Raw genomic sequence first — 13,541 nt, forward strand, 5'->3', positions numbered from 1 at the left:
GTGCTACCCTCACGCCCCATGTTCAGCCCCTCCCAAGCCGATGTGCGCCGCTTTCTGTGTGGTGTGCACGCCAAGACCCAGAGCGGCGCCCCCATGGAAGCCATCGAGACGCTGGCCAGCCTGTGGATCGCCGAGCACCCCGAGTACCACGCCGACCTGTCCGACGCCGATGCTGCCGTGGCACGCAACTACGACGAAACACCGGGCCAGACCAATCCGTTTCTGCACCTGTCGATGCACCTGTCCATCAGCGAGCAATGCAGCATCGACCAGCCCCGTGGCATCCGCCAGGCGGTAGAGCTGCTGACGGCGCGGCTCGACTCGCTGCACGACGCCCACCACGCCGCCATGGACTGCCTGGGCGAGATGCTGTGGGAAAGCCAGCGCTCCGGCCGACCGCCTGATGGCAACGCCTACATCGCCGCCGTACAACGCCGCGCCACGCGCGATTGATCCAGTAAGCCCCTGAAAAAGCGACAAAGGCCAGTGCCCCATGGGCACTGGCCTTTGTTTTTTGTGGTGAAAGCCTTCAGGGACGATCAAGCCGTTTCGTAGTGCGCCTGGCGCTCTTCCATCGCCTTCCAGCCGATCACTTCCTTGAAGTCGGCCATGCTGGTCTGTCCGCAGGGCAAGCCGTCCACATCGCCCGTGCGGCGGGCCGACAGCGTGGCCAGGTTCTTCTGCAAGGCGTGCACCGTGCTCATCAGCGTGACCACCGGATAAGTCGCAAAAGCCGCCACCTCTTCAATCTGCGACCGCGTCAGGCGCGACATCCACAGCCCCTGCATGAGCTGCAGCGACAGGCGGCGGCCCGAGGCATTGCGCAAGCGCACCAGGTCTTCATAGCCCTTGAAAGTGCGCGAGATAGGCTGGATCAGGTCCGCCCCCGCCTCCGCAAAGCGCACGGCGCGCTCGATGGCCTCCTCGGGGTCGGCCACATCGGTGCGTGCGACGATGAGGAAGTCCGGGTCCTGGCGGGCATCCACCGCCGCCTTGATGCGCGCCACGGCATCGGGGATGGACACCACAGGAGTTACCGCCGCCGCCGCCGGGCAGCGCTTGGGGCTGATCTGGTCTTCGATCGAGATCGCGGCCACGCCCGCCTTCTCGAACTCGCGCACGGTGCGGGCCACGTTGATGACATTGCCGTAGCCGGTGTCGGCATCGGCAAACACAGGCTTTTTCACCACGTTGACGATGTGGTGCACCACACCCACGTTTTCGCTGAGTGTGTAGACCTCCATGTCTGGCTGGCCCAGCAGCGATGCCGAGATGCCAAACCCCGTGGTGAAGATGCCGTCAAAGTCCGACTGGTCCACCAGCAGGGCCGAGAGGGCGTCCTGCGCACCGGCCATCCAGAAGGTAGGGCCCGACTGGATGCGCGCACGCAGCTGTTGTCGCAAGCTTGTTGTCATGGCGGGTGTCCTCAACGTTTCACGGGGTCGATGTAGCTGCCCATGGACACGAACTTCTGGTCCTTGAGCTCCATCAGCGCCACACCCGTCTGGCCGCGCCGCGCATAGCCACCGGCACTGACGGGCTGGAAGGTGATCTTGGGGCCGATCTTCTGGTCAAAGTCCTTCATGCCATCCAGCTCCGCCACCACCTTGGTGCGGCTCGGTTCGGCGCCAGTGCGCTTCAACGCCTCGACCGTCACAGCGGCCGACGAATAGCCCATGAGCGCCATCGAGGTGGGCGCCGACTTGGGATACAGCTTGGTGTAGCGCTGGAAGAACGACTGGATGGCTGGGTTGTTGCCGTCCACCGCGTCGTAGTACGAGGCCACATACAGCTTGGACTGCGTCTTGCCCAGCAGCTCGATGAACTTGGGGTCGTTGAGTCCACCCGCACCAAACACCGTGGGCTTCCAGCCCAGCTTTTCGGCACCGCGGAAGAACTGCACCGCCTCCTGACCCAGCGCGTAGACGATGACCACGTCCGGCTCAGCCTGCTTGAGTTTGAAGACCTGCGAGGTCAGGTCGGTCGCGAAGCGCTCAAAGGTCTGCGCCTCCACCAGCTTCATGCCGTGCTTTTCCATGCGCTGCACGGCAATGTCGTAGGCCGGTTTGCCCCAGCCGTCGTTCTGGTAGAGCATTGCGATCTTCTTGGCCTTGAGAACCTCCACCGCATGGTCGATGTAGGCCGCCGTCTCGGTGGACTGGGGCGACGGCAGCACGTACAGCAGGTCGCGTGGCGGGTTGGAGGTCAGGTCGGAGATGCTCAGCGCGCCAATGGTGGGCACCTTCTTGGTGGAGCTGTATTCGTAGGCGCTGATGTTGGTGGCGTGGCCGATGTTGCCCACCATGGCAAACACCTTGTCGCGCTCGACCAGGAGCTTGGCGTTGGCCACCGACTTGGCGGGCTTGAGTTCGTCGTCATAGGTGATGAGCTTGATCTTGCGGCCATTGACGCCGCCCTGCTCGTTGACCATGTCGAAGTAGGTGCGCATGCCTTCGTCCACGGCCTTGCCCATGTAGGCCAGCGTGCCGGACAACGGCTGTGATGAGCCCAGCACGATCTCCTGGGTCAGCACGCCCTCTTCCTTGTTTTCGAAGGCATGCGCGCCCAGGGTGGCGGTCATCAGACTGACAGCTGCTGCGGCCAGCAGAGTGCGGCGGGGAGTGAGGTGGGTCATGGTTTGTCTCCTGTGTTTATCGGTGGGAAGGGAACATGGGGGAAGGAACTTGCAAAGCCGAGCCTGTGGTCAGCCGCCCAGGTAGGCACGGCGGATGTCTTCGTTGCCTGCCAGCTCGGCGGCCGGGCCTTGCATCACGACACGGCCGGTCTCGATGACATAACCTTCATCGGAGATGTCGAGCGCGATGTCTGCGTCCTGCTCCACGATCAGCAGCGTGAGGTTTTCGCGGTCGCGGATGTCGCGCAGCGTTTCGAAGATGGCGTCTTTCAGGATGGGTGCCACGCCCATGGAGGGCTCATCCAGCATCAGCAGGCGCGGCTTGGCTAGCAGGCCCCGGGCAATGGCCAGCATCTGCTGCTCGCCGCCCGACAGCGTGCCGGCGCGGGACGTGATGCGTTCCTTGAGCCGGGGGAAATAACCCAGCACCCGGTCGATGTCGTCGCGCACCTCGGCTGCTGGGCGGGTGTATCCACCCAGCACCAGGTTGTCGCGCACGGTGAGTTGCGCAAACACCATGCGGCCTTGCGGCACATGGGCAATGCCTCGCCGCACCAGCGCTTCGGCGGGCACGTTGGCGATGGACTGGCCGTCAAAAATGGCTTGCCCGTCACTGACGGGCAGCAGCCCCGAGAGTGCACGCATCAGCGTGGTCTTGCCCGCGCCGTTGGCGCCCAGCACACACACAATGCGGGCCTGCGGTACGCGCAGGCTCACGCCGTGCAGCGCGCGGATCTTGCCGTAGCCCGCACTCAGGTTGTCCACGCTCAGCAGTGCGGGCGCACTGGATGGTTCAACGCCGTTTGCCACTCTTGCCTCCTCCGAGATACGCCTCAACCACGGCGGGATGGTTTTCGATCTCCCTGGGGGAGCCCTGCGCCAGGAAGGCGCCGTTGTGCATCACGGTGATCGTGTCCGAGATGGACATCACCAGGGGCATGCTGTGCTCGATGAGCAGCAGGGTCGCTTGCGTGCTGGCCTGCAGCCGCTTGAGTGTTTCGCCCAGGGCATCGATCTCACGGTTGTTCATGCCCGCTGCAGGCTCGTCCAGCAGCATCAGGCGCGGCTCCAGCGCCATGGCACGGGCCAGCTCCACCAGCTTCTGCGTGCCATAGGGCAAGTCGCGCACCACCGCATGGGCATGGGCTTGCAGGTTGAGCTTCTCCAGCACGGCCTCCACTCGCTCACGTTCCTCGCGCTCCTCACGGCGCTGGCGTGGTAGGCCCAGCAGGGCTTCCACCAGCGTGGCGCGCATGGCCATCGACCGTGCAATCAGCACGTTGTCAAACACGGTCAGTTCGGCAAACAGCTCCAGGTTCTGGAAGGTGCGGGCAATGCCCAGGCGCGCCACGTGGTGCGCCTTGCAGCCCAGCAGTTCCACGTCACCTGCGGCCGTGCGATACCGCATGGAGCCTTGCTGGGGCGTGTAGAAGCGGCTGATGCAATTGAGCATCGTCGTCTTGCCAGCGCCATTGGGCCCGATCAATGCGTGCACCGTGCCGGGCATCACGTCGAAGCTCACGTCTTGCACGGCCACAATGCCGCCGAACGCCATGCGCACGCCCTGAATGCTGAGCAACGGGGCTGCCCGACCGGGTGCTGCCGACACAGTTGCCTGCAACGGCAATGTCTTGTCGTCCAAAACTCTCATCGCGCCACCCCGCTTTGCGCCGCATCTGCGCCGGGCAGGCGCTTGCGCTTGAAGAGGCTGGCCAGCCCGTCGGGCAGGAACATCAGCGCCAGGATCATGGCCACGCCGTACAGCGCGCGCTGGAACTGATCAAACCCCAGGTAGGTGAGCAACTGCGGCGCACCGATGACGAACACCGCGCCCAGCACCGAGCCCAGGATGGAGCCCAGACCGCCCACGATGACCATCGAGACGAAGCTGATCGACACCATGATGCTGAACAGCGATGGGTCGATGAAGCGCACCAGCGGTGCATACAACGCACCCGACAGGCCCGTGTAGAAGGCACAGACGCCAAACGCCACCAGCTTGAGCGCCGTGGTGTTCAGGCCCAGAGCGCGAGCAGCTGTCTCGCTGCCCTTGATGGCCAGAAAGCCACGCCCAAACCGGCTGCGCGCCAGGTTGCGCGCCACCCACAGCGCACCCGCCAGCACCACGGCGGTGAACACGTGGTACGCGCGCTCGTCCAGCGCCCAGCCGAACAGCGTGGGGCCGGGCGCGCCCATGCCGTTCTCGCCGCCCGACATGTCGCCGCTGGACTTGGCGATCTCCACCGAGATCATCACGAAACCCAGCGTGGCAATCGCCAGGAACACCTCTTCCAGCCGCAGGACGGGGAGCGCCAGCAGCAAGCCCACCACGGTGGCGATGCTGGCCGCAATGAACATCGACAGCACCAGCGGCACACCAAAGTGCATGGTCAGGATGGCCGAGCCATAAGCACCGATGCCGAAGAACACGGCACCCGCCATGGAGATCAGGTTGGTGTAGCCCGTGAGGATGTTGGTGCCAAACGAGGCCAGCGTGTAGATGATGACAAGCGTGAAGATGTACAGCACGTAGCCACCGGGCACGAGCGGCGCCAGCACGAAGGCCAGCACGAACAGCAGCGGGCCGAGCCAGGGGTATGCGTCAAAGACTTTGGTCATGGCGGCTCCTTAGACCTTCTTGATCTGGGCGCGGGCCAGCAGACCGTGGGGGCGCAGGATCAGGATGACCAGCATCACGATGAAGGGCACCGCGTCCTTCCAGGCCGAGGACACATAAGCGCCCGTGAGGTTCGACGACACGCCGATGATCACGCCGCCCAGCAGCGCGCCCGGCATGCTGCCAATGCCGCCCAATACCGCAGCGGCGAACGCGAAGTGCAGGGCGTGCTGCATCATCGAAAAGTGCACGAAGGTCAGCGGCGCAATCAGCAAGCCCGCCGTGGCGGCGATCACGTGCGACAGCGCCCAGGCCAGCGCATAGATGCGCTTGATCGGAATGCCCATGAGGCGCGCAGCCGTGGGGTTTTCCATCGTGGCCTGCATGGCGATGCCTAGCCGCGTGAAGCGGAAGAACGCAAACAGCAAACCTGCCAGCGTGGCGCAGACGGCCACGATGCCCAGGTCGATGCCCGAGACGATCACACCGCCGATGTCGATGGGGGCAGCCGGGAAGATGCTGGGCAGCTCCTGCGTGTCCTTGCCCCATACCCAGATGGCCAGGTCGCCAAACACCAGGAACAGGCCCAGTGTGCAGATTGCAGACGACAGCAGGGCCTTGCCGATGAAGCGGCGGATGATGAACCGTTCAATCGCCATGCCCAGCGCCGCGCCAAAGAGCAGCGTGAGCGGCACCACCGCCCACAGCGGCAGACCCAGCTTGAACAGTGTGTAGGCCACAAAGGCCGAGAGCATGGCCGCTTCGCCATGCGCGAAGTTGAGGATGCCCGTCGCCTTGAACACCATCACGATGCCCAGGGCGATGAGCCCGTAGATGGCGCCCAGGGCGACGCCGCTCACAATCATCTGCAACATGATGCGCTCCTGCCCGTCATGTCGCCGCAGCGGCTGCACGCTCGCGCGCCAGCCGGGCTTTGAGATACGGCGTGAACCCCCCCGCCTCGATGGTGGCGCGCTCGGTGGACGACCAGGGCTCGAACGGCAGCGCCTGGCCCGTGCGCTCGTTGACGACCACACCGCGCTCCCAGTCCACGCGCAGAGTGTCCCAGCGCTGCGTGGCGGCACGGATGCCCGGGCAGGTGATCAGCGGGAAGCCCATGCTGATCTCCCCCCGAAAGAAGCCGGGCGAGAAAGACTCGGCGATCACGCCAGCCACCCCGAGGTGGCGCATGGCGCGCATGGCCGGGTAATGCGGGTGGCCATAGCCAAAGTTCTGGCCGCCCACCAGCACATCACCTTTGGCGACGGATTGAGCAAAGCCAGGGTCGTAACTGGTCATGGTGACCGCCGCCAATTCATTGATGTCGGTGATCTTGATGTTCTTGATGCCAACAATCAGGTCGATGTCATAGTCGTCTTCGGTGAAGACCCAGGCCGCGCGGCCATGCAAGGTGGGCAATGTCATGCTGCGCTCCCTTCGGTGTTGGCGAGGTAGGGCCGGGGGTCGGTGATGCAACCTTCCAGGGCCGATGCCGCCACCACGGCAGCGTTGCAGATGAAGATTTCGGAGTCGGCACTGCCCATGCGGCCGGGCGTGTTGAGCGTGCCGGTGGACACAGCGCGCTGGCCATCGGTCATGGTGGCAATGCGGCCATAGCAGTAGTCGCAGCTCGAAGAGCTGATGAACGCGCCTGCATCCACCAGGGTGGAGATCAGACCTTCGCTGGCGGCCTGCGACATGATGGCCTGGGAGGTGGGCACCACATGCAGCTGGAAGCCCGGCTTGATCTTGCGGCCCTTGAGTACCTGGGCGGCAATGCGCAGGTCCTCCAGGCGGCCGCTGGCGCAGCTGCCCAGGTAACCCATGTGCACTTCCAGGCCTGCGTATTCGGTCAGGTCCCGGGTATTGGCGGGGCTGGGTGGCGCCACCACGATGGGCGCAAGGTCGCTCACATCCACGGTCACCACACGGTCGTAGTGCGCATCGGCATCGGGGTAGACCGGGTCCAGGGCGATCTTGGAGCGGCCCTTGGCGTGTCCCAGCGTCTTGGCATCGGGGGCAATCAGCATCGTGGTCGCGCCCAGGAACATGGCCTGGCCGCAGATCGTCTGGCGGCCCTCAATGCTCATGGCGTCGATCACGGGGCCGCACAGCTCCACCACCTTGAAGCGGCAGGACGATGGTCCCATCACCCGCACCAGGTGGTGGAAGATGTCGCGCGCCATCACACCGGGCTGCACTGTGCCGGTGACTTCGATCTTGACCGTGCCCGGCACCACGAGCGCCATGCGCTCGGAGACAAAGGTCTCCAGCACACTCTTGCGCGCTCCAATGGCCAACGTGCCGAACGCACCCAGCTGGCTCACATGCCCGTCGAAATGCACCGCAAATGCACCCGGCGTGGCGTAGCCCAGCTCGGCCGACACCTGGTGGCCAATGCCCTCGCGCTCGTGCACGGGCACGCCTTGCTCCTTGCCCCAGGCGCGGGTGACCTTGTGCAGCTCTTCCTCCTTGGGGGCGGCGGCCGGGACCATGTGGTCGATGAACAGCACAAAGCGCTCGGGGCTGGGCACCTTGTCCACACCGAAGTCCTCCTTGGCCTCCTTGAAGAACACATCCGTGTAGCCCGGAAAGTCATAGGCAATCACGAAATCCGGCCTGGCCAGGATCTCGTCGCCCGCCCGGACCGCAGGCACCCCTGCAACCCGGGCGAGGATCTTTTCAGTCATCGTGTAAGACATGTGGCTTCACCCAGTTATCCACTATGTGGAAGTTGAAAAATCGTTTGATTACTTATTAAAAAATCAAACGACAGCTCAATCGCCTGGGTAAACCCTAGATTGCCCACTATGTGGATACAAACTACAAAGACAATATGAATAAAAACACCATAGCAGTCCCATCAGAGACAAATAAACCGCCACATAGTGGAAATTCAAAAACAGGAACTCAAAGCATCGAACGTGTCGTGCAGATGCTCCGTATCGTGGCGTCTCGTGGCAAAGGTGGCATGCGCATCGGCGAGATCGCCGCCACCAGCAGCCTGCCGCAGTCCACTTGCTTTCGCATGCTTCACCGGCTGGAGGCCGAAGGCCTGGTGGACCGGGACGCCCACACACGCAAGTACTACCTGGGCCCGCTGCTGTACGAGCTGGGATTGCTCGCACGCCCCCGCTACCGGCTGTCGGAGCTGTGCGACAGCGCGCTGCAAAAGCTGGCCGAAGTCACCCAGGACACCATCTACCTGAGCGAACGCAGCGGCTTGGAGGCCGTGTGCACCCACCGCGCACTGGGCGACTACCCCATCAAATCGCTGGCGCTGGACGTGGGCATTCGCCGCCCGCTGGGCGTGGGTGCGGGCGGGCTGGCGATCCTGTGCGCACTGCCCCCCGACGAGGCCGAATCCATCATCGATGCCAACGCGCCCAAATACGAGAAGTACGGATTCGTCACAGCCCCCTACCTGCGCGAGGCGATCAAGGTGGGACGCGAGAAGGGCTATGCGTTTCTGGACAGCGTGGTCACACCAGGTACAGCAGCCATCGGTATCGCTTTTCCGCCAGACAACCCGATCGCCGCCATCAGCGTGGCCGCGATCTCGGGGCGGCTGGAGTCGCACCGGCGCGACGAGGTGGCCCGGCTCATGCGCCCGCAGATCCGCGCCATCTGCGAGGCCATGACCAGCCAGGCGGTGCTGGCAGATCGCTGACCGCCCATCAACTACAACACCCGAAACGCCATCACCGCCACCAGCGTGGGCGGCAAGGCCCCCAGCAGCAGGCCCAGTGGGTTGATGACACCGTCCGAGAACTTCTCCTTCAGGATGGATGCCCCGGCCGGGTTGGGCGCATTGGCAATCACCGTCAGGCCGCCCCCCGTGACGGCGCCCGCCACCAGGGCCACCTTGAACTCGTCACTCAGGCCTTCGACCAGCGAGCCCAGGTATGTCAGCGCAGCGTTGTCGGTGAACGCGGTGAGCGCAGCGGCGCCAAAAAACACAGCGTTGGCATCCATCTTCATAAGCACGGGCTGCAGCCACCATTGCTGCAAGCCGCCCAGCACCACCAGCCCAGCCAGGAAGAACGCCACCAGCAGCGCCTCGCGCAGGATCAGCGGACTTTGGTAGCGCTGGTACGCCGTGGTGAACCCCATGAAGAACAGGAACAGGCCCATGAACACAGCGGGATGGTGGGCAAACACTACCACCAGCACCAGGAAGGCAAGGTGCACGCCCGTCACGGTCCACGGCATGGGGGACTCGGAGGCGGGCATCTTACGGCCCATGTGGCCCAACTGGTTGCGGAAGATCAGCATCGCGATGGCCGCATTGACGAGCACGGCCACCGCCGCCTTCCAACCGAAGTTGGATAGCATGAACCAGATGTCCCAGTTCCACTTGGCAGCCACCATCAGCACGGGCGGCGCCGCAAAGGAAGTGAGCGTTCCACCAATCGAGATGTTCACGAACAGCACACCGATGGTCGAATACTTGAGTCGGCTGGAGATGGGGTGGGAGAACAGCGTGTCCCGCAGCATCAACGCGGCCAGCGTCATCGCCGCAGGTTCGGTGATGAACGACCCGAGCAAAGGCACGAACGCCAGCACCACAAAGTACATGGCCATGCCGCGCTGCACCGGCAACAAGGCTGCAAGCGCCCGGACAAGAGCCCCAGACAACTCCAGGATGGGCCGGGTGGCGGCAATCACCATGATCGCGAACACGAACAGTGGCTCGGTGAAATTGCGCGAATCCAAGTAGGCGGTGGCCTCCTGCTTGCCGCTGATGGAGAACATGAACAGCATGAGCACCATCGCCCAGAAGCCGAACACGACCTCTACCTCGCCCAGCAGATGCCAGATGCCCGCGTGCCGGGGCTGCGTGTGCGCAAGGTGCTCGAAATACTTGGTGGAGAAGGTGTGAAGAATGGCCAGGCCGAACAGGACGGCACCAACCACCTGGATCAGGGTGGGGGAGGAGTTCATGGGTCGCAGAAAAGCCGCGCGGCGGCCCGACCAGCGCATGAACCTGCCGAGCCACCATGGCGCCGACACCCAAACAACATTTTAACTGGCGATACCGGAGAGTTCTGTAGGCGCAGGGCTTCAGGCACTCGCGAAAGGACGGTTGGCTGGCACACACAACCATGCATGGCACTCGGGAGTCTCACTTTCCAGACAATGCGGACACCTATCTGGAGGCTTTCATGTCGACGCACATCCATACGCCCACACCACCTTTGCCTCCGCCCTCCTCTGCCCCCGTCCCGCCGGCAGTGGCTTGGCTGGGATACGGCGGCCTACTGCCGTTCCTGGCGCTGGCAGCCGTGGGCCTGTGGGCGCCCAGTACACCGTGGTGGAGCGAGGCGCTGCTGGCCTACGGCGCAGTGATCCTGAGTTTCGTGGGTGCGCTGCACTGGGGCTTTGCCATGGCACAAAGCGGGCTGAGCGCCCCAGAGCGCACGCGCTGCTTTGTATGGAGCGTGGTGCCATCGTTGATGGCCTGGCCTGCCACGCTATTGCCTGCCGCCGCGGGGGCCGTGCTGCTGGTCGCGGGCTTTGCAGCCCACCTGGTGCAAGACCACCGGCTGGCTGCGCGCACCTTGCTTCCCACGTGGTACTTGCCGCTGCGATGGCGCCTGACGGTCACGGCTTGTACATGTCTGGCGTTGGGGGTATGGGCCGCCAGCCGTTGACGATTCAACCAGCCAGCAAAAAGCCCGCCGAAGCGGGCTTTTTTTGTTGTAGTCAGCCAGACTGCTGATCAACGGAAGCGCGACTGGGGCACCGTGTGCAGGTCGCCGTCCAGGCCGCTCACGTAATTGGCCAAGGCCTTCAGTTCAGCGTTGGTGAACTGCTTGGCCACACCGCCCATGATGGCGTTGCCACGACCCACGTTGGCGTTCTTCTCAACCTTGTAGGCCTTGAGCGCCACAAACAGGTAGTCGGCATGCTGGCCGGCGATCTTGGGGTAAGAGGGGTCGATGGGCTTGGCGAAGTTGTCGCCGTGGCAGGAAACGCAAGCGCCCTTCTTCAGCAGCTCGGCCACTTGCACACTGGGTTCACGCGAGGGCTTGGCGGGCAGTTCGGCACCGGTCTTGCCGTGTTGTTCGTAGTAGGCCGACACGTCAGCGATGTCCTTCTCGGACAACGACTCGGCGATGCCGCGCATGGTGGGGTGCTTGCGCTCGCCCTTTTGGTAGGCGACCAGCGCTGCCGCAATGTACTTGGCGCTCTGGCCCGAGATCATGGGCACCTTGTGGATCTCAGGAAAGCTGGCCTGGTAGCCAACGATGCCGTGGCAACCAATGCACATGGCAATCTTTTGCTTGCCGGCTTCCACGTCGCCCTTGGCTTCCTGGGCGTGGGACAAGGCGGTCACGGAAGCGACAGCCAGGGCAAATAGCGTGGTCAACGTTTTGTTCATTTTGCGCGCACAATCTCGTGGAAGTTCAGCTCTGGGCTCTGATCAGCCGTCGATTATAGCCAGCGCCCTGTCAAGCCCATTCATCAACGATCCGGTGTTTTCCCCCATGAAATTCCAAGGCTCCCAGAACTACGTCGCCACCCAAGACCTGATGCTCGCCGTGAATGCGGCCATCACGCTGCAACGGCCGCTGCTGATCAAGGGCGAGCCCGGCACGGGCAAGACGATGCTGGCCGAGGAAGTGGCGCAGGCGCTGGACATGCCCCTGCTGCAGTGGCACATCAAGTCCACCACCAAGGCCCAGCAGGGCCTGTATGAATATGACGCGGTGAGTCGCTTGCGCGACAGCCAGCTCAACGACGGCGACAGCGCCGAGCGCGTGAAGAACATCCGCAACTACATCATCCAGGGCGTGCTGTGGCAGGCCTTCACGGCAGACCGCCCCGTGGCGCTGCTGATCGACGAGATCGACAAGGCCGACATCGAATTCCCGAACGACCTGCTGCGCGAAATCGACCGCATGGAGTTCTACTGCTACGAAACGCGTGAACTCATCAAGGCCAAGCACCGCCCGCTGGTGTTCATCACGTCGAACAACGAAAAGGAGCTGCCCGATGCGTTCCTGCGCCGCTGCTTCTTCCACTTCATCAAGTTCCCCGAGGCCGACACGATGCGGCAGATCATCAACGTGCACTTCCCCACGCTCAAGAGCGAACTGCTCAGCGTGGCGATGAAGACGTTTTATGACGTGCGCAACCTGCCGGGCCTGAAAAAGAAGCCCTCGACCAGCGAACTGATCGACTGGCTCAAGCTGCTGGTGGCCGAAGACATTCCACTCACCGCCCTGCAAAGCGCCGACAACAAGGTGGCCGTGCCGCCGTTGGTGGGAGCGCTGCTCAAGAACGAACAGGACGTGAGCCTGTTTGAAAAGCTGGTGTTCATGAACCAGAGGAACCGCTGAGTGAGCAACGGCAACAGCAACGACGACACCCGCCAGCTGCTGGCCCACGGCGTCGCCGATGCCGTGGGCTTTGTGGGGGGCGCCCTGCTGGGCTTCTGGCTGGGCCAGCTGTTGGGGCTCGATATCTTCGCGCCCGGCTACGGCACCGGCAGCCTGGTGGGCATCGCCCTGGTGGGTATCGGTGGCGGCCTGGGCCTGCATGCGGCGCGGCGCTGGCAGAACAGCCGCCGCAGCCAACCGTCCAAGGATTGATGATTAAGGGGTAAAGACCCATGGCTTTTGTAGAACCTGTCACGCTGCGCGATCGCGGAGTCCGCCTGGAGCCGCTGGCGCTGGCCCATGAAGAAGGCCTGCGGGCCGCAGCCGCCGATGGCGAGCTGTGGAAGCTGCGCATCACCTCGGTGCCCGAGCCGCAGGACACCCGCGCGTACATCGAAGCCGCGCTCAAGATGCGCGAGGACGGCAACCGCTTTGCCTTTGCCGTGGTGGAAGACGCCACCGGCAAAGTGCTGGGCTCCACCAGCTACCACGACATCGTGCCGGCTGTGAAACGCGTGGAAATTGGCTACACCTGGTACTGCCAAAGCGTGCAGCGCACCCACGTCAACACCACCGCCAAGCTGCTGATGATGGGCCACGCCTTCGACACGCTGGGCTGCCATGTGGTGGGCTGGCGCACCGACAACTACAACTTTGCGTCACAACGCGCCATCGAGCGCCTGGGCGCCAAGAAAGACGGCGTGCTGCGCGGCCACGCGCTGCGCCGCGACGGCACCATCCGCGACACGGTGATGTACAGCATGCGTGCCGGCGAATGGCCTGAGGCCAAGGCGCAGTTGCTATATCTTTTAGGGCAACGCTGATTAAGGTCCACCATTGAGAGGGGTCAAACGTTATCCGCAGATGAAGCAGCAGACCTTGGCAATGGCCGCAGATCAAGACA

General features: G+C 63.7%; 16 protein-coding genes. 6 read left to right on the forward strand and 10 right to left on the reverse strand.

Annotation, left to right across the window (positions count from 1 at the left end; all coding sequences use genetic code 11):
• Positions 1-18 precede the first annotated feature (18 nt).
• Complete coding sequence (locus DBR23_RS26310) at positions 19-453, forward strand: DUF1841 family protein (RefSeq protein ID WP_056066079.1); 435 nt, start codon at positions 19-21, stop codon at positions 451-453.
• Positions 454-539: 86 nt separating this feature from the next.
• Here the strand turns inward: DBR23_RS26310 and DBR23_RS26315 are convergent, their stop codons facing one another.
• The 8 genes from DBR23_RS26315 to DBR23_RS26350 all read right to left on the reverse strand — a co-directional run bounded on the left by DBR23_RS26315 (position 540) and on the right by DBR23_RS26350 (position 7,954).
• Positions 540-1,415: an oxaloacetate decarboxylase gene (locus DBR23_RS26315; protein WP_056066082.1), complete on the reverse strand. Its 876-nt coding sequence runs from the start codon at positions 1,413-1,415 to the stop codon at positions 540-542.
• A gap of 11 nt (positions 1,416-1,426) precedes the next feature.
• Complete coding sequence (locus tag DBR23_RS26320; protein ID WP_108500061.1) at positions 1,427-2,635, reverse strand: ABC transporter substrate-binding protein; 1,209 nt, start codon at positions 2,633-2,635, stop codon at positions 1,427-1,429.
• A 69-nt stretch (positions 2,636-2,704) separates the two neighbouring features.
• A complete protein-coding gene (locus DBR23_RS26325) occupies positions 2,705-3,445 on the reverse strand; it encodes an ABC transporter ATP-binding protein (RefSeq protein ID WP_056746833.1) in 741 nt (246 codons plus the stop codon).
• The gene (locus DBR23_RS26330) at positions 3,429-4,286 is read right to left on the reverse strand and encodes an ABC transporter ATP-binding protein (protein WP_233250761.1); all 858 of its coding nucleotides are present in this window, start codon (positions 4,284-4,286) and stop codon (positions 3,429-3,431) included. The genes DBR23_RS26325 and DBR23_RS26330 overlap by 17 nt, the downstream gene beginning before the upstream one ends.
• Positions 4,283-5,254: a branched-chain amino acid ABC transporter permease gene (locus tag DBR23_RS26335; RefSeq protein WP_108500062.1), complete on the reverse strand. Its 972-nt coding sequence runs from the start codon at positions 5,252-5,254 to the stop codon at positions 4,283-4,285. Before DBR23_RS26335 ends, DBR23_RS26330 begins: the two co-directional genes overlap by 4 nt.
• Before the next feature lie 9 nt (positions 5,255-5,263).
• Positions 5,264-6,127: a branched-chain amino acid ABC transporter permease gene (locus DBR23_RS26340; protein WP_056066095.1), complete on the reverse strand. Its 864-nt coding sequence runs from the start codon at positions 6,125-6,127 to the stop codon at positions 5,264-5,266.
• Positions 6,128-6,143: 16 nt separating this feature from the next.
• Positions 6,144-6,677 carry a 3-isopropylmalate dehydratase gene (locus tag DBR23_RS26345; protein WP_056066097.1) on the reverse strand — a complete coding sequence of 178 codons (534 nt, stop codon included), beginning with the start codon at positions 6,675-6,677 and terminating at the stop codon, positions 6,144-6,146.
• Positions 6,674-7,954, reverse strand: a complete 1,281-nt coding sequence (locus tag DBR23_RS26350; RefSeq protein ID WP_108500063.1) for an aconitase family protein — start codon at positions 7,952-7,954, stop codon at positions 6,674-6,676. Before DBR23_RS26350 ends, DBR23_RS26345 begins: the two co-directional genes overlap by 4 nt.
• Positions 7,955-8,088: 134 nt before the next feature.
• On the opposite strand from DBR23_RS26350, the gene DBR23_RS26355 reads away from it, so the two are divergent.
• Positions 8,089-8,922, forward strand: a complete 834-nt coding sequence (locus DBR23_RS26355) for an IclR family transcriptional regulator (RefSeq protein WP_108500064.1) — start codon at positions 8,089-8,091, stop codon at positions 8,920-8,922.
• An 11-nt stretch (positions 8,923-8,933) separates the two neighbouring features.
• Here DBR23_RS26355 and DBR23_RS26360 read toward each other — a convergent pair whose 3' ends face one another.
• Entirely contained in the window at positions 8,934-10,196 is a 1,263-nt protein-coding gene (locus DBR23_RS26360; protein WP_056066109.1) for a putative Na+/H+ antiporter, read from the reverse strand.
• 221 nt (positions 10,197-10,417) lie between these two features.
• Between DBR23_RS26360 and DBR23_RS26365 the strand changes: the two genes are divergently transcribed.
• Positions 10,418-10,906 (forward strand): DUF3429 domain-containing protein, encoded by a 489-nt coding sequence (locus DBR23_RS26365; protein ID WP_199227809.1) that lies wholly within the window; start codon positions 10,418-10,420, stop codon positions 10,904-10,906.
• Between the two features lie 68 nt (positions 10,907-10,974).
• Here DBR23_RS26365 and DBR23_RS26370 read toward each other — a convergent pair whose 3' ends face one another.
• Entirely contained in the window at positions 10,975-11,637 is a 663-nt protein-coding gene (locus DBR23_RS26370; RefSeq protein ID WP_056746840.1) for a cytochrome c, read from the reverse strand.
• 106 nt (positions 11,638-11,743) lie between these two features.
• Here DBR23_RS26370 and DBR23_RS26375 point away from each other — a divergent pair, with 106 nt between their 5' ends.
• From DBR23_RS26375 to DBR23_RS26385, 3 genes are read left to right on the forward strand one after another with little or no spacing between them, the layout of a single operon-like run.
• A complete protein-coding gene (locus tag DBR23_RS26375; protein ID WP_055401588.1) occupies positions 11,744-12,598 on the forward strand; it encodes a MoxR family ATPase in 855 nt (284 codons plus the stop codon).
• Positions 12,599-12,850 carry a hypothetical protein gene (locus tag DBR23_RS26380; RefSeq protein ID WP_060985012.1) on the forward strand — a complete coding sequence of 84 codons (252 nt, stop codon included), beginning with the start codon at positions 12,599-12,601 and terminating at the stop codon, positions 12,848-12,850.
• A 20-nt stretch (positions 12,851-12,870) separates the two neighbouring features.
• Entirely contained in the window at positions 12,871-13,461 is a 591-nt protein-coding gene (locus DBR23_RS26385) for a GNAT family N-acetyltransferase (RefSeq protein WP_108500065.1), read from the forward strand.
• Positions 13,462-13,541 lie beyond the last annotated feature (80 nt).

This window comes from Acidovorax sp. HMWF018 (assembly GCF_003061035.1).
In the GTDB taxonomy this organism is placed as follows: domain Bacteria; phylum Pseudomonadota; class Gammaproteobacteria; order Burkholderiales; family Burkholderiaceae_C; genus Acidovorax; species Acidovorax delafieldii.